Source organism: Streptomyces paradoxus (assembly GCF_014202475.1).
Classification (GTDB): domain Bacteria; phylum Actinomycetota; class Actinomycetes; order Streptomycetales; family Streptomycetaceae; genus Streptomyces; species Streptomyces paradoxus.
This window is the reverse complement of record NZ_JACHGV010000010.1, coordinates 292,818-309,011: the sequence shown is the minus strand read 5'-3', so window position 1 is coordinate 309,011 and position 16,194 is coordinate 292,818. Positions and strand designations below refer to the sequence as shown.

The 16,194-nt window shown below is 71.1% G+C and carries 12 protein-coding genes; 4 read left to right on the top strand and 8 right to left on the bottom strand.

The window, feature by feature from the left end:
* The first annotated feature begins 48 nt into the window (after positions 1-48).
* Positions 49-948, top strand: a complete 900-nt coding sequence (locus HNR57_RS30225; protein ID WP_184564925.1) for an aminoglycoside phosphotransferase family protein — start codon at positions 49-51, stop codon at positions 946-948.
* A gap of 338 nt (positions 949-1,286) precedes the next feature.
* Here HNR57_RS30225 and HNR57_RS30220 read toward each other — a convergent pair whose 3' ends face one another.
* The 7 genes from HNR57_RS30220 to HNR57_RS30190 all read right to left on the bottom strand — a co-directional run bounded on the left by HNR57_RS30220 (position 1,287) and on the right by HNR57_RS30190 (position 10,661).
* A complete protein-coding gene (locus HNR57_RS30220; RefSeq protein WP_184564923.1) occupies positions 1,287-2,987 on the bottom strand; it encodes a proline--tRNA ligase in 1,701 nt (566 codons plus the stop codon).
* 107 nt (positions 2,988-3,094) lie between these two features.
* A complete protein-coding gene (locus tag HNR57_RS30215; protein WP_184564921.1) occupies positions 3,095-3,625 on the bottom strand; it encodes a GNAT family N-acetyltransferase in 531 nt (176 codons plus the stop codon).
* A 93-nt stretch (positions 3,626-3,718) separates the two neighbouring features.
* Complete coding sequence (locus HNR57_RS30210; protein WP_184564919.1) at positions 3,719-4,567, bottom strand: GNAT family N-acetyltransferase; 849 nt, start codon at positions 4,565-4,567, stop codon at positions 3,719-3,721.
* A gap of 173 nt (positions 4,568-4,740) precedes the next feature.
* Positions 4,741-5,898 carry a flavodoxin-dependent (E)-4-hydroxy-3-methylbut-2-enyl-diphosphate synthase gene (ispG, locus tag HNR57_RS30205; protein WP_184564918.1) on the bottom strand — a complete coding sequence of 386 codons (1,158 nt, stop codon included), beginning with the start codon at positions 5,896-5,898 and terminating at the stop codon, positions 4,741-4,743.
* Between the two features lie 168 nt (positions 5,899-6,066).
* A complete protein-coding gene (locus tag HNR57_RS30200) occupies positions 6,067-7,371 on the bottom strand; it encodes a M50 family metallopeptidase (protein WP_513821838.1) in 1,305 nt (434 codons plus the stop codon).
* The gene (gene dxr / locus HNR57_RS30195; protein WP_184564916.1) at positions 7,368-8,624 is read right to left on the bottom strand and encodes a 1-deoxy-D-xylulose-5-phosphate reductoisomerase; all 1,257 of its coding nucleotides are present in this window, start codon (positions 8,622-8,624) and stop codon (positions 7,368-7,370) included. Before dxr ends, HNR57_RS30200 begins: the two co-directional genes overlap by 4 nt.
* A 96-nt stretch (positions 8,625-8,720) precedes the next feature.
* Positions 8,721-10,661 carry an acyl-CoA dehydrogenase family protein gene (locus HNR57_RS30190; protein WP_184564914.1) on the bottom strand — a complete coding sequence of 647 codons (1,941 nt, stop codon included), beginning with the start codon at positions 10,659-10,661 and terminating at the stop codon, positions 8,721-8,723.
* A gap of 348 nt (positions 10,662-11,009) precedes the next feature.
* On the opposite strand from HNR57_RS30190, the gene HNR57_RS30185 reads away from it, so the two are divergent.
* The 3 genes from HNR57_RS30185 to HNR57_RS30175 all read left to right on the top strand — a co-directional run bounded on the left by HNR57_RS30185 (position 11,010) and on the right by HNR57_RS30175 (position 15,429).
* Positions 11,010-12,023 (top strand): LacI family DNA-binding transcriptional regulator, encoded by a 1,014-nt coding sequence (locus tag HNR57_RS30185; protein ID WP_184564912.1) that lies wholly within the window; start codon positions 11,010-11,012, stop codon positions 12,021-12,023.
* An 85-nt stretch (positions 12,024-12,108) separates the two neighbouring features.
* Positions 12,109-14,151 (top strand): glycoside hydrolase family 31 protein, encoded by a 2,043-nt coding sequence (locus HNR57_RS30180; protein ID WP_184564910.1) that lies wholly within the window; start codon positions 12,109-12,111, stop codon positions 14,149-14,151.
* 90 nt (positions 14,152-14,241) lie between these two features.
* Positions 14,242-15,429: a sulfotransferase family protein gene (locus tag HNR57_RS30175; RefSeq protein WP_184564908.1), complete on the top strand. Its 1,188-nt coding sequence runs from the start codon at positions 14,242-14,244 to the stop codon at positions 15,427-15,429.
* Positions 15,430-15,458: 29 nt separating this feature from the next.
* On the opposite strand, the gene HNR57_RS30170 is transcribed toward HNR57_RS30175, so the two are convergent.
* Entirely contained in the window at positions 15,459-16,172 is a 714-nt protein-coding gene (locus tag HNR57_RS30170) for a glycoside hydrolase family 12 protein (protein ID WP_184564906.1), read from the bottom strand.
* Positions 16,173-16,194 lie beyond the last annotated feature (22 nt).

Here is a 16,194-nt window from a genome sequence, read left to right as displayed (position 1 = left end):
CCCGCGCGGGGCACGCACCGGGGACAGCACGAAGGGAACGACTCGCTCATGGTTTTCGAACCGCCGAAGCGCCTGGTCAGGGCGCTCGGTGAGACGGCACCGGACGGTGACGACTGGCTGGAGAAGCTGCCCGAGGCGGCGCAGCGGGCCGTCGCGCTACGCGAGTTGACCGTGGAGCGGGTGCAGGTGCCCGGCGGGCGCAGCAGCCTGGTCGTACTGGTGCGGGCCGCGGACGGGACGCCGGCCGTGCTCAAGCTGGCTCCGGGCCGGGCGCGCCCGGAAGCGGAGCGGGCCGCGCTGGCGCACTGGGCCGGGCGCGGTGCGGTGCAGCTGCTCGAAGAGTTCTCCACCGAGGGCGTGCTGCTGCTGGAGCGGCTGCATCCGGACGTGTCGGTGCGGTCGCTGCCGGAGGCGAAGGCTCTGCTGGAGGCGGCGGGGACGTTGCGGCGGCTGTGGGTGGAGCCGCCCCCCGGCTTCCCCTTCGAGACCGTGGCCGAGCGGACCGGGCGGCAGGCGGAGGCGATGCGGGCGCGTGCGCAGGCCGCTCCCGAGGTCGCGCCCCTGGTGGAGGTGGCGCTCGCAGCGCGCGAGGAGCTGCTGGCCGCGCCGCCCGAGCACCGGCTGCTGCACGGCACGTTCCGGCAGAGCAAGGTGCTCGCCGGGGAGCGGATGCCGTGGCTGGCCGTGGGGCCCGACCCGGTGGTCGGCGAGTGCGCCTTCGACCTGGCCCGGCTGGTCCGGGACCGGGTGGAGGACCTGATCGCCCAGCCGTCCGGCGCGGCCACGACCCGGCGCCGGGTGAAGCGGCTCGCCGAGTCCCTGGACGTGGACCAGGAGCGCCTGCGGGGCTGGACGCTGTTCCGGGCGGTGGAGTCGGGCGTACGGGCGGGCCGGGTCGGACGGCCACGCGATGCGGAGCTGCTGCTGGAGTTCGCGGGGTGGCTGTGAGCGCGCCGGAACGCGAACGCTGAGACGAACCCCGGCACGCACGCCCTGCGTGCCGGAACCGGACAACGGACCGGAGGCCACACCGGCCCCGGACAGGGGACTTACGCCAGACCGACGAAGACGCCGGGCCGAGCGGCCGGTCCCGGATGCGGAGCTGTCGCCGGCCAGAGGATCACGCAACCCGCGTGTGACGGTGCCGGGCCGGAGGACCCGCCCGGCACCGGAGGGGGCCTCCCGGCCGGGACGCCCCGCCCACCCGTTCACTACGGCGGGCCGAAGGCCACGCCGGACCGGCGTCGGCGCTCCGGGCTGGAGCGCCGACGCCGGGCGGGCTCGTGCTACGCCGTGAGGCGGGCGACGGCTTCCTCGACCGTCAGTTCCTCGCGTTCGCCGGTGCGGCGGTCCTTCAGTTCGACCACACCGTCGGCCGCGCGCCGGCCGGCCACCAGGATCTGCGGTACGCCGATCAGCTCGGAGTCCGTGAACTTGACGCCCGGGGAGACGCCGGGGCGGTCGTCGACCAGGACGCGGACGCCGGCGGCGGCCAGCTTCTGGGAGATCTCCAGGGCCAGTTCGGTCTGCAGGGCCTTGCCGGCGGCGACCACGTGGACGTCGGCCGGGGCGACCTCGGCGGGCCAGCACAGGCCCTTGTCGTCGGCGCTCTGCTCGGCCAGGGCGGCCACCGCGCGGGAGACGCCGATGCCGTAGGAGCCCATCGTGACGCGGACCGGCTTGCCGTTCTGGCCGAGGACGTCGAGCTTGAGGGCGTCGGCGTACTTGCGGCCCAGCTGGAAGATGTGGCCGATCTCGATGGCGCGGTCGAGGACGAGGCCCGTGCCGCACTTCGGGCAGGGGTCGCCTTCCTGCACGACCACGACGTCGACGTACTCGCCGACCTCGAAGTCGCGGCCCACGACCACGTTCTTGGTGTGCGTGCCGGCCTTGTTCGCGCCCGTGATCCAGGCAGTGCCCGGGGCGACCCGCGGGTCGGCGATGTACGTGACCTTCTCCAGGCCCCGCGGTCCGACGTAGCCGCGGACCAGGTCGGGACGGGCCGCGAAGTCCGTCTCGGTGACCAGCTCGACGGCGGCCGGGGCGAAGTGCGCCTCGACCTTGTCCATGTCGACCTCGCGGTCCCCGGGGACGCCCACGGCGACGATCTCGCCGTCGACCTTCACGAGGAGGTTCTTCAGCGTGGCCGAGGCGGGGACGCCGAGGGAGGCCGCGAGGGTCTCGATGGTCGGGGTGTCGGGGGTCGGGATGTCCTCGGCGGCCGGCACGTCCGAGCCGTCGACGGGCTTCAACTCGTACGTGATCGCCTCGGTGTTGGCGGCGAAGTCACAGTTGGGGCAGTCGGCGAAGGTGTCCTCGCCGGCCTCGGCCGGGGCCAGGAACTCCTCGGACTTGGAGCCGCCCATCGCACCGGCCGTCGCGGCGCAGATGCGGTAGTCGAGGCCCAGGCGGGCGAAGATCTTCTGGTAGGCCTCGCGGTGCAGGGCGTAGGACTTCGCGAGGCCCTCGTCCTCGGTGTCGAAGGAGTAGGAGTCCTTCATGAGGAACTCGCGGCCGCGCAGGATGCCGGCGCGGGGCCGGGCCTCGTCGCGGTACTTGTTCTGGATCTGGTAGAGGATGACCGGCAGGTCCTTGTAGGAGGACGCCTGGTCCTTCACCAGGAGGGTGAAGATCTCCTCGTGGGTGGGGCCGAGGAGGTAGTCGCCACCCTTGCGGTCCTGGAGGCGGAACAGCTCGGGGCCGTACTCCTCCCAGCGGCCGGTGGCCTCGTAGGGCTCGCGCGGCAGGATCGCGGGGAGCAGCACCTCCTGGGCGCCGACGGCGTCCATCTCCTCACGGACGATCCGCTCGACGTTGGCCAGCACCTTCTTGCCCAGCGGCAGCCAGCTCCAGATGCCGGCGGCCGTGCGGCGCACGTAGCCGGCGCGGACGAGGAGCTTGTGGCTGAGGACCTCGGCGTCCGCCGGGTCGTCGCGCAACGTCTTCGCCAACAACTGGGACATGCGCTGGACCGGTACGTTCGCCATGGTTCCTCTGCTCCTGCTGCTGGGGGTCCCCCCGCTCGAGCGGAGCCGAGAGTGGGGGAAGGTGATGGCAGGAGGTTATCCGGGGGGTGCGCGGCGGTGGAAATCGGTTATCCGCGGCGCAGGGGCAAGGGGGCTCCCATCACCGCGTACGGCTTCGGCGCACTGGGGAAGAGGACCTGGCGGGCCAGGTCCTGGTAGCCGAGGGAGCGGTAGAGGACGCGGGCCGGGCTGTCGGTGTCGATCGCGGAGAGGATCGAGCGGGGTTCGGCGGCGCCGTCGGTGATCGTGGTGATCAGGGAGCGTCCGAGGCCGCGGTTCTGGTAGGCGGGGTGGACGTGCAGCTCGGTGATCACGAAGGAGTCGTCGAGCCAGTGGTCGTTGTGCTGGGCGCGGAGGTAGGGCTCGACGACGGTGGACCACCAGTGGGTGCGGTCGTTGGGCATACCGTAGACGAAGCCGACGAGGCTGCCGCCGACTGTCGCCCCGAGGGCGCGGGCGCCGGGGTAGGTCATGTGGCGGAGGACGATCTGGCGGCGGACGGCTACTTCGTCGGGGCCTAGACCGAATGCCACCGCTTGGACTTCCAGGGCCTCGTCGACATGGGCGGAGAGGTCGAGGGAGCCGATCACCAGGTCCATGGCGGGGAGCCTACAGGGGGGTTCCCGTTCATTGCCGAGTGCGGGCTGGATGTGGCTGAGCGCGCAGTTCCCCGCGCCCCTTTGGGGGCGCCTTCAGAACAAGACGCTCATGAAAGCTCCCACTTCCTGGAAGCCCACCCTCTGGTAGGCCCTCCTGGCCGCCGTGTTGAAGTCGTTGACGTAGAGGCTGACGACCGGAGCGACGTCGGCCAGGGCGTAGCGCAGTACGGCGGCCATGCCGGGGGCCGCCAGGCCGGTGCCCCGGTACTCGGGGGCCACCCACACGCCCTGGATCTGGCAGGCGCGGTCCGTCGCGGCGCCGATCTCGGCCTTGAAGACGACCTTGCCGTCCGCGTCGAAGCGGGCGAAGGCGCGGCCGGAGCCGACGAGTTCGGCGACGCGGGCCTGGTAGAGCAGGCCGCCGTCGCCGGCCAGCGGGGAGACGCCGACCTCCTCGGTGAACATCGCGACGCACGCCGGCATGATCGTCTCCATCTCGTCCTTGCGGACACGACGGACGTAGGGGTCCGGGGTGATGTCGGCCGGGAGGCGGTCGGTGACCATGAGCGGCTGGTGCCGGCGGACCTCGCGGGCCGGGCCCCACTGGGGTTCCAGCAGCCGCCACAGGTCGGAGGTGGCGCCGGAGGGGCCGACGATGGAGGAGCAGCGGCGGCCGGCCCGGCGTGCGCGGTCGGCGAAGGCGCGGACGGCACGTGGGCCGGCGCAGATCGGGACCAGGTTGGCGCCCGCGTAGCAGAGGGAGGTGAGTATGCCGTCCTCGTACCAGCCCCACATCTCGCCGCCGAGCCGCCACGGGTCGAGTCCGGCGACCTGTACGCGGGACGTCACGAAGGCGTTCGCGACCGGCTCGCGGTCGAGGACGGCGAGCGCCGCGTCCAGGTCGCTCGGTTCGAGGACCCGTGAGGTGGTCTGCGTCAACACGTGCGGGCCTCACGAACTGGGGTTGCTGGTCTCCGCACTATAGCTGCGCTACTTGGGTGGGGCGTCTCGGAGCTCGGGGTTCTGGTTTCCGGGCGGGCGCGGGACCTCGGTGGCTTGTCGCGCCGTTCCCTGCGCCCCCGGAAAGGCCGGACCCCGCCGGCCGCGTGGAAGGCTCAGCCCGCGACCGCCACCGACGGCTCGCCCGAGGTCACGCCGTCCTTCTCCATCTGCTCGGCGAGCTTCATGGCCTCTTCGATGAGCGTCTCCACGATCTTGGACTCGGGGACGGTCTTGATGACCTCGCCCTTGACGAAGATCTGGCCCTTGCCGTTGCCGGACGCGACGCCGAGGTCGGCCTCGCGGGCCTCGCCGGGGCCGTTCACCACGCAGCCCATGACGGCGACGCGGAGGGGGACCTCCATGCCGGTGAGGCCGGCGGTGACCTCTTCGGCCAGCTTGTAGACGTCGACCTGGGCGCGGCCGCAGGACGGGCAGGAGACGATCTCCAGGCCGCGCTCCTTGAGGTTCAGCGACTCCAGGATCTGGATGCCGACCTTGACCTCCTCGGCGGGGGGCGCGGACAGCGAGACGCGGATGGTGTCGCCGATGCCCTGGGAGAGGAGCGCGCCGAAGGCGACGGCCGACTTGATGGTGCCCTGGAAGGCCGGGCCCGCCTCCGTGACGCCGAGGTGCAGCGGGTAGTCGCACTGGGCTGCGAGCTGCTTGTACGCCTCGATCATGACGACCGGGTCGTTGTGCTTGACGGAGATCTTGATGTCCCGGAAGTCGTGCTCCTCGAAGAGGGACGCCTCCCACAGGGCCGACTCGACGAGGGCCTCGGGGGTCGCCTTGCCGTACTTCTGGAGCAGGCGCCGGTCGAGGGAGCCGGCGTTGACGCCGATGCGGATCGGGGTGCCGTGGTCCCGGGCCGCCTTGGCGATCTCCTTGACCTTGTCGTCGAACTGCTTGATGTTGCCGGGGTTGACGCGGACCGCCGCGCAGCCGGCCTCGATGGCCGCGAACACGTACTTCGGCTGGAAGTGGATGTCGGCGATGACCGGGATCTGCGACTTGCGGGCGATGGTCGCGAGGGCGTCGGCGTCGTCCTGCGTCGGGCAGGCGACCCGGACGATCTGGCAGCCGGAGGCGGTCAGTTCGGCGATCTGCTGGAGGGTCGCGCCGATGTCCGACGTGCGGGTCGTGGTCATCGACTGCACCGAGACGGGGGCGTCCCCGCCGACGGCCACGGATCCGACCTGGATCTTGCGGCTCTTCCGGCGCTCGGCGAGCTTGGTCGGAACGGACGGCATGCCGAGAGAAATCGCAGTCATCTGCTGTGCAACCCCAAGTCGTGGATCAAGGTCCGGTCCCGTGAGCAGCGGGCTCCGAGCTTCGAGATTACGGCACATGCCTCGGGGCGGGCACATCCCACCCGCCGTGCCACCCCATGGGAGGCGGCCCGGCGAAAAGCATGCCGGGCCGCCTCGAACGCCGTATGACTAGGAGATTCTCACTGGGTTAACCACGTCGGCGATGAGGACCAGGATCGTGAAGCAGATGAAGATCCCGGCGACGACGTAGGCGACCGGCATGAGCTTCGCCACGTCGAAGGGGCCCGGGTCCGGCCGGCGCAGCAGCTTGGCCGTGTTGCGGCGCAGCGACTCCCAGAGGGCGCCCGCGATGTGGCCACCGTCGAGCGGCAGCAGCGGGAGCATGTTGAACAGGAACAGGGAGAGGTTGAAGCCGGCGACCAGCATCAGGGCCATGGCCAGCTGCTGGGTGGGCGGGATGTCGAGGGTGAAGATCTCACCGCCGACGCGGGCGGCGCCGACCACGCCCATCGGGGAGTCGGCCTCGCGCTCGGCGCCGTCGAAGGCCGCGTTCCACAGGGCCGGGACCTTGCCGGGGAGGGCGGCGAGGGAGTCGACTGCCTCGCCGATCCGGTCGCCCATCCAGGTCACCGAGTCGCCGAAGTCCTGCTTGACCACGCCCGTGGCGGCGCTGAAGCCGAGGAAACCGGCCTGCACGTACTGGCCCTCGACGATCTGGCCGGAGGAGTCCTTCTTGGCGACCTGGTTGGTGGCGATCTTCGCGTGCAGGGTGACGTCCTGGCCGCCCCGCTCGACGACGATCGGCACCTCCTTGCCGGGGGTGGCGCGGATCAGGTCGGACAGCTTGTTCCAGTCGTCGGTCTTCACACCGTTGAAGGAGACGATCTTGTCGCCCGCCTTGAGGCCGGCGGCGGCAGCGGGGGCGGCCGGGTCGCCCTTCTCGCACTTGTCGCGGTTCTCGTTCTGCGCGATCACGCACTGGGAGACCGAGCTGACCGTGGTGGTCTGCTGGGTGATGCCGAAGCCCATCAGGACGGTGAGGAACAGCGCCACCGCCAGGACCAGGTTCATGAAGGGGCCCGCGAACATCACGATCACGCGCTTCCAGGGGGCGCGCGTGTAGAACATGCGGTTCTCGTCGCCCGGCTTGAGCTCCTCGTAGGCGGCGGTGCGGGCGTCCTCGATCATGCCGCGCCAGGGGGAGGTGGAGCGGGCTTCCATCCGGCCGTCGGGGCCGGGCGGGAACATGCCGATCATGCGGATGTAGCCGCCGAACGGGATGGCCTTGATGCCGTACTCCGTCTCACCCTTGTTGCGCGAGAAGAGGGTGGGCCCGAAGCCGACCATGTACTGCGGCACGCGGATGCCGAAGAGCTTGGCGGTGGACAGGTGCCCCAGCTCGTGCCACGCGATCGAGAACAGCAGGCCGACCGCGAAGAGGAGTATGCCGAGGATGAACATCAAGGTCGTCATGCACGGGCCTCCGCCGTCTGTGCCGCCAGTTGCCGGGCCCGGGTCCGCGCCCAGGTCTCCGCTTCGAGGACGTCCGACACGGTGAGTGAGGTTCCCGTACGCGGGGTGCCGTGCTCCTCGACGACCCGGGTGACGGTGTCCATGATCCCGTTGAACGGCAGCGCGCCCCGGCGGAACGCCTCCACGCACTCCTCGTTGGCCGCGTTGAACACGGCCGGGGCGGTGCCCGCGAGCTCGCCCACGTGCCGGGCGAGGTTCACCGAGGGGAAGGCCTCGTTGTCGAGCGGGAAGAACTCCCAGGTCGAGGCCTTGCTCCAGTCGAAGGTGGGCGCGGCGTCGGGCACGCGCTCGGGCCAGCCGAGGCCGATGGCGATGGGCCCGCGCATGTCGGGCGGGGTCGCCTGGGCCAGTGTCGATCCATCCGTGAACTCAACCATCGAGTGGACATACGACTGGGGATGCACGACCACCTCAATGCGGTCGAAGGGAATGTCGTAGAGGAGGTGCGCCTCGATGACCTCCAGGCCCTTGTTGACGAGGGTCGCGGAGTTGATCGTGATGACCGGGCCCATGGCCCAGGTGGGGTGGGCGAGGGCGTCCTCGACGGTGACACTCGCGAGCTCGGCCTTCGTACGGCCGCGGAAGGGGCCGCCGGAGGCGGTGACGACCAGCTTGCGGACGTCGGCGCGGGTGCCGGCGGCCAGGGCCTGGAAGAGGGCGGCGTGCTCGGAGTCGACCGGGATGATCTGCCCGGGCTTGGCGAGGGCCCTGACCAGCGGGCCGCCCACGATGAGCGACTCCTTGTTGGCGAGCGCGAGGGTGCGGCCCGCCTCCAGGGCGGCGAGGGTCGGGGCGAGTCCGATGGAGCCGGTGATGCCGTTCAGGACGGTGTGGCAGTCGGAGGCCGCCAGCTGGGTGGCGGCGTCCGGGCCTGCGAGGAGCTCGGGGAGCGGCTCGCTCGTGCCGTACTGCGCGGTGAGCGCCTCGCGCAGGGCCGGTACGACGTCCTCGCGGGCCACGGCGACCGTCCGCACCCCCAGCCGGTACGCCTGCTCGGCGAGGAGGGCGACCCGGCCGCCGTTGGCCGAGAGACCGGTGACCCGGAACCGGCCGGGGTTGCGCAGCACGAGGTCGATGGCCTGGGTGCCGATGGACCCGGTGGAGCCGAGGATCACCACGTCCTTGGGGCCGTCGCCCGCTACGGGGTCGTAGACCAGATGGGGATCGGCGAGGGGGGCTGGACTGTCGCTCATTGCTCCATTGTTGCCGTAAGGCCGGTGTGTGAGGACAGCGCATCCCCCTCATGGGGGCGCGCGCCACCTCTATGCGCGCCCCCGGGGAGGCCGGGGCTACCGGATCGGCCGGTGGACGTTCTCCCTCCGGCTCGGTCCCGGTGTCGCGTCCGCGATCCAGGGGCCCTCGCCCGACGGGTCGACGATGCCCCGCTCCAGCCACTCGTAGGTGCCGGAGAGGACGCCCTTGACGACCTTGCGGTCGAGGTCGTCGGTGTTGGTCCACAGGCGGGTGAAGAGCTCCTCGACACGGATCCTGGCCTGGCGGCAGAAGACGTCGGCGAGCTGGTAGGCCTCGCGGCCGTGGTCGCCCTGGCTGCGCAGGAGTTCGGCCCGGACGCAGGACGCGCTCATGGCGAACAGCTCGGCGCCGATGTCGACGATCCGGCCGAGGAAGCCCTGCTTGGACTCCATGCGGCCCTGCCAGCGGGACATGGCGTAGAAGGTGGAGCGGGCGAGCTTGCGGGCGGTGCGCTCGACGTAGCGCAGGTGCCCGGAGAGGTCGACCTCGTGTTTGAACTCGCCGTAGGAGGCGGGCAGCTGGCCGGGACCCGCGACCAGTTTCGGCAGCCACTTGGCGTAGAAGACGCCCGCGTTCGCGCCCGCCCTGGCCTTGTCGCCGAGGGACTTCTCGGGGTCGATGAGGTCGCCGGCGACCGAGAGGTGGGCATCGACGGCCTCCCGCGCGATCAGCAGGTGCATGATCTCGGTGGAGCCCTCGAAGATGCGGTTGATCCGCAGGTCGCGCAGGAGCTGCTCGGCGGGGACGCCGCGCTCGCCGCGGGCCCTCAGGGACTCGGCCGTCTCGAAGCCCCGGCCGCCGCGGATCTGGACGAGCTCGTCGGCCATCGTCCAGGCCATCTCGGAGGCGTACAGCTTGGCGAGGGCGCCTTCGATGCGGATGTCGTTGCGGTCCTCGTCGGCCATCTGCGAGGCCAGGTCCGTCACGGCCTCCAGGGCGAAGGTGGTGGCCGCGATGAAGGAGATCTTGGAGCCGACCGCCTCGTGGTGCGCGACGGGCTTGCCCCACTGCTCGCGGGCCGCCGACCACTCCCGGGCGATCTTCAGGCACCACTTGCCCGCCGCGACGCAGGACGCGGGCAGGGACAGCCGCCCGGTGTTCAGCGTGGTCAGGGCGATCTTCAGGCCCTGGCCCTCCTCGCCGACGCGGTTGGCGGCGGGGACGCGGACCTGGTGGAAGCGGGTGACGCCGTTCTCGATGCCGCGCAGCCCCATGAAGGCGTTGCGGTTCTCGACGGTGACGCCCGGCGCGTTCGTCTCCACGACGAAGGCGGTGATGCCGCCGCGGTGGCCCTCGCTCTTCGGGACCCGGGCCATGACGACCAGCAGGTCGGCGACGACGCCGTTGGTGGTCCACAGCTTCACGCCGTCCAGGACGTAGTCGTCGCCGTCGGGCACGGCCGTGGTGGCGAGGCGGGCCGGGTCGGAGCCGACGTCGGGCTCGGTGAGCAGGAAGGCGCTGATGTCCGTGCGGGCACAGCGTGGCAGGAAGCGCTCGCGCTGCTCCTGGGTGCCGAACAGCTTCAGCGGCTGGGGCACGCCGATCGACTGGTGCGCGGAGAGCAGCACGCCGATCGCGGGGCTGGCGGAGCCGGCCAGGGTGAGCGCCTTGTTGTAGTAGACCTGCCCGAGGCCGAGACCGCCGTACTTGGTGTCGATCTTCATGCCGAAGGCGCCGAGCTCCTTCAGACCGTCGATCACCTCGTCGGGGATCCGGGCCTCGCGCTCGATGAGGGCCGGGTCGACCTTCGTCTCGACGAAGTCGCGGAGCTTGGCGAGGAACTCCTCGCCGCGCTGGGCCGCCTCGTCGTCCGGCAGGGGGTGGGGGTGGATGAGGTCGAGCCGGAAGCGGCCGAGGAACAGCTCCTTGGCGAAGCTGGGCTTGCGCCAGTGCTGTTCCCGGGCGGCCTCCGCCACCTCACGGGCCTCCCGCTCGGTGACGGCGGGACGGGAAGAGGGGGTGGTGGAAGCGGACATGAGGGGCACCTCGCCGCAACTAGGAAGATGGAGGATCGTTTCGTTACCGACCAGTGCTACTGGATCGTTGGTACCCGAATCCGGACGCTCCCACCAGTCCTCGCGCGTCCGTTCAGCCGAAGGGGGCGGGGCGCCCCCGGCACTTGTCGTCCGCCTGACGACGGTGTTGCATCGAGGTGCCCTCCCGGTGGCGGCTCCGTCTCTGAAAGCGCTCCGGGAAATCGGTATCGAAGCGCTTCGATAACCTATGGACACCCACTCTCGCTGGGGCTACTGTCGAACCACCCTCACCCACCCCTGTCAGCTACGCGCACTGTCGAAGCGCTTCACAAGAGCTTGGAGAGCTGGATGGTCACCCTTGCCGAGGTCGCCCAGCACGCCGGAGTCTCGGCGAGCACGGTGAGCTATGTCCTCAGCGGCAAGCGGTCCATCTCCGCGAACACCCGGCAGCGGGTGGAGCGGAGCATCCGCGAGCTCGGGTACCACCCGAACGCCGGGGCCCGTGCCCTGGCCAGCAGCAAGTCGAACATCATCGCGCTGATGGTCCCGCTGCGCACGGACATGTACGTGCCGGTGATGATGGAGATCGCCATCGCCGTGGCGACCTCCGCCCGTGCCCACGGGTACGACGTGCTGCTGCTCACCGGCGAGGAGGGCCCCGACGCGGTGCGCCGCGTGGCGGGCAGCGGGCTCGCCGACGGCATGATCCTGATGGACGTCGAACTCGACGACGAGCGGCTGCCGCTGCTGCGGGAGACGGACCAGCCCTCCGTGCTGATCGGGCTGCCCGCCGACACCACGGGTCTGACCTGCGTCGATCTGGACTTCCGGGCGACGGGCGCCCTGTGCGTGGAGCACCTGGCCAAGCAGGGGCACCAGGACATCGCCGTCATCGGGGAGGCCCCGGCCGTCTACGAGCGGCACACCGGCTTCGCCGAACGCACCCTGGAGGGACTGCGCTCCCGTTCCCGGGAGCTGGGGGTGCGGCTGCTGCACCGGCCGTGCGAGGGCGGGTACGACGCGATGGCGGTGACGCTCGCCCGGATCCTCGACGAACGCCCGGGGACCTCGGGGATCATCGTCCAGAACGAGTCTGCGGTCGAGCCGCTGCTCGCGCTGCTGCGGCAGCAGGGCCGGGCCGTGCCGGAGGACGTGTCGGTGGTCGCGATCTGCCCCGACCAGGTCGCGACGCAGGCCTCGGTGCGGCTCACGTCGGTCGCCATCCCCGCGCAGGAGATGGGGCGGCACGCCGTGGACCACCTGGTGGCCAAGCTCGACGGGCGCGGCAGCGACGAGGTCGTGCTGATCGCGCCCGAGCTGACGGTCCGGGGGAGCACGGGGCCGGCGCCCAGCCGGCCGTAGGCGCCCCTCCCCCGCACTTCGGGAACACCGCCCTCTCAGGGCACCCCCATGTCTGCACTCCTCCAGGAGCACAGGAGCACGCCACGTGAATCAGCCTGCCGAAACCCAGCCCCAGGTGAGTCTGGCGCAGTCCTCCCCGACCGTCGGCACGTTCCGCGAGCGGGACGGAGCGCTGGAGTGGAGCGGCCGCCAGGAGACCCTCCGGATCGAGCCGTGGGGTCCGGACGCGGTCCGGGTGCGGGCCCGGCTCGGCGGCCCGGTCCTCGAAGGACTCCCGGGCGCCCTGCTCGACGAGGCTCCCGCGACGGCGGCCACGGTGAAGACCGAGGACGGACGCGGGCGGCTGACCGTCGGCGCGCTCACCGTCGAGGTGAGCGCCGAGGGTCTGATCCGCTTCCTGCGCACCGAGGACTCCGCCGAGATCCTCGCCGAGGACCGCGCCCACTTCTGGTGGCCGGGCTCGCGCCTCTACACGGCCGTCGGCAACGGCCACCACCGCCTGGAGCAGCGCTTCGCCGCCTACGACGACGAGAAGCTGTACGGCCTCGGCCAGCACCAGCACGGACGCCTGGACCAGAAGGGCCTGGTGCTGGACCTGATCCAGCGCAACGCCGAGGTCGGCATCCCGGTGCTCAGCTCCAGCCGTGGCTACACCCTGCTGTGGAACAACCCGGCGATCGGCCGCGTGGAGCTGGCGCACAACGGCACCCGGTGGGTCGCCGACTCGGCCCGGCAGATCGACTACTGGATCACGGCGGGCGACCCGGCCGACGGGCAGCGCCGCTACAGCGCGGTGACCGGCCGCAGCCCGATGCTGCCGGAGTGGGCGGCGGGCTTCTGGCAGTGCAAGCTGCGCTACCGCACCCAGGACGAACTCATGGCGGTGGCCCGGGAGTACAAGCGGCGGGGGCTGCCCATCTCGGCGATCGTCTGCGACTTCTTCCACTGGACGCACCTCGGCGACTGGAAGTTCGACCCGAAGGAGTGGCCGGACCCGGCGGCGATGGTGCGGGAGCTGGAGGAGCTCGGCATCAAGCTGGTGGTGAGCGTCTGGCCGTCGGTGTCGCCGCTGAGCGAGAACCACCCGGTCCTGGAGCAGCGCGGCTGGTTCATCGGTACCCAGTACGGCCCGATGGCGCACGCCGACTGGCCGGACAAGGAGGTCGCCTCCACGGTCCAGGTGGCCTTCTACGACGCGACCAACCCGGAGGCCCGGGAGTTCGTGTGGTCGAAGGTGAAGGAGAACTACCTCGACCCGTACGGCATCACGGCGTTCTGGCTGGACGCCTGCGAGCCGGAACTGAAGCCCGGTTTCCAGGAGAACCTGCGGTACTGGGCGGGCCCGGGCCTTGAGGTCGGCAACGCCTATCCGGCGGAGAACGCCCGCACCTTCTACGAGGGCCTGGCCGCCACGGGCGAGGAGGAGATCGTCACCCTCAACCGCTCGGCGTGGGCGGGCAGTCAGCGCTACGGTGCCGCCCTGTGGTCCGGTGACATCGGCACGGACTTCCCGACCCTGCGCCGGCAGATCGCGGCCGGGCTGAACACGGCCCTCTCGGGCATCCCGTGGTGGAACACCGACATCGGCGGTTTCCACGGCGGCGACCCGGACGACCCGGCGTACCGCGAGGTCATGGTCCGCTGGTTCCAGTTCGGCGCTCTGTCCCCGCTGATGCGGCTGCACGGCTTCCGCGACCCGGGCATGCCGCTGGGCCCGGAGATGACGGGCGGCCCGAACGAGGTGTGGTCGTACGGCGAGGAGGCCGGGGCGATCATGGAGCGGTACCTGCGGCTGCGCGAGCGGCTGAAGCCGTACGTGCTGGACGTCATGCGAGCGGCTCACGAGGAGGGCCTGCCGGTGATGCGGCCGCTGTTCCTGGAGTTCCCGGACGACCCGGCTGCCTGGTCGGTCGACGACTCCTACCTGTTCGGCCCGGACCTGCTGGTCGCGCCGGTACTGACGGCCGGCGCCACCGCCCGTACGGCGTACCTGCCTGCGGGTGCGGCCTGGACGGACGCGTGGACGGGTGAGACGTACGAGGGCGGCCGTTCCGTGACGGTCGACGCCCCGCTGGACCGCATCCCGCTGTTCCTGCGGGACGGGGCACGGCTGCCTGTGGCGGAGTAGCCGCGCGGTGCGGACGGCCGGGGCGAGAGCGTTCCGGCCGTCTCCCAACTGGCTTGCCACGAAGGACAGTTCGGCGGACAGTGTCTTCTCGTGGCCTCTTCACCGCTCGCCCTCACCGTGGCCGGTCTGCTGCTGCGGCCGGCCTTCGGGTCCCGCCGGGCTCCCGGCCGGGTCTTCGACCGCATCGTGGTGGAGGCCGGTGAGGCTCCGGGAGATCGGGAGTTCGTCGACGGCTTCCGGACCCTGCTGGGCTGGTGGGCGAAGGCGGAACACCTCACCCCGGTCGGCTGGCAGGCCGCTCAGGGGCACATCCGGCGGCATCTCGCCAACCGGGCACGGGTGCGGCGGCTGATCGCCGAGCACCCGGAGATCGAGCGGGAACCCATCGAGAGGCCGGTGTTCGTCGTCGGCCTGCCCCGCACCGCGACCACCGTCACGCACTCCGTGCTGTCGCTCTCCGAGGGGCACCGCAGCCCTCTGCTGTGGGAACTGCTCGCACCGGACCTGGAGTTGCCACCCCGGGAGCGACGCAGGGCGATCGCGGCCGGGCGCCGGATGGTCCGGGGCACGGACCTGTTCGCGCCGCGCTTCCGTGACATCCACGCGATGGCCGCCGAGGGCCCGGAGGAGTGCACGTTCGCGCTGCCGCACGCCCTCATGCCGTTATCCCAGGCGCGCCTCCCCGAGTACCAGGCCTGGCACTGCGCGCGGGACTTCACCGCCGACTACCGGTACCTCAAGCAGGTCTACCAGGTGCTCCAGTACGGCCGTCCGCGGCGGCGCTGGATGCTGAAGTCCCCCATGCACCTGGAGAACCTGGACGCGCTGCTGACGGTGTTCCCCGACGCCACGATCGTGTGGTGCCACCGCGATCCGGTGACCGTCGTGGCGTCCTTCTGCTCCCTGATCGAGCACGGCATGGCCGTCAGCACCCGCCCCGTCGACCTGGCCGGCATCGGAGCCACCTGGCTGGAGCTGCTGAGCCGGGCCATGACGCGCGGTCTCGCGGCCCGGGCGGCCGTCCCGCCGGAGCAGTTGGTGGACGCCCCGTACGCCTGGCTCGGTTCCGACCCGGCGTCCGGTGCGCCGAAGCTCTACGCGGCCGTCGGTGCCCCGTGGACCGAGACCGAGACGGCCCGGCTCCCCGCGGCCGTCGCCCGCCCGAGGGGCACCCGCAGGCACACCTACGACCTCTCCCGCTACGGCCTCACCCGCGACGAGGTCGAGTCGGCCTTCGCCGGGTACGACGCGCTGCGGGCCGAGGTCGACCGAGCCTGACGGCACGGCCGGCCCCGGCCGGTGACGGATCAGCTGCTGCTGACCGTCAGGTTGTTGGTGGTGAAGTTCAGCCCGCCGGACGACGAGGTGACCTCGTAGCCGAACTGCACGTCACCGATCGTCTCGTTGCCCATCCACTTCTTGGTGTCCTTGATCCACTTCAGGATCGGCAGGATGTTCACGGTGCCGGAGCTGGAGTTGGAGGTGCGGATGAACGAGAACACCTCGTTGGCGCCGTTGGTGCCCTTGAAGACGTTCCAGGAGTGGCCGCCGAGGCTGACGGTGCCCTGCGAGCTGCCGAGCGGGCCGACGGGTCCGGTCTTGTTGACCCAGAGCATGATCTCGTAGTCGTGGTCCGTGTCCCAGATGTCGTACGACGTGTTGTACGCGCCGGACGACGGGACGCTGACGTTGTAGCTGCTGGAGAGCGAGCCCAGCGAGGTGATCGACTTGTTGATCGCCTTCGTCTGGTTCGGGTAGGACTTGATGCCGCCGGTGTTGGGGTGGTTGGCCCAGACGCCCCAGTTGGTGCCGGAGTTGGCCCAGATGCACTGGCTGCCGGCGCCACTGCCCCAGATGTTGTTGTACAGCGTGTAGCCGCTCAGGTTGGTCTGGCCCCACTGGTCGCAGGAGTTCCAGACGGCGGCGGAGGCGGGGGCCGAGGCGAGGCCGATGGTGGCGCCGAGCGCCAGGGTGGGGGCCAGCAGGGCCTTGGTGACCCTGCGCAGCGTGCTTGATGCCATGGTGTCCCTTCCATGGGTGGGG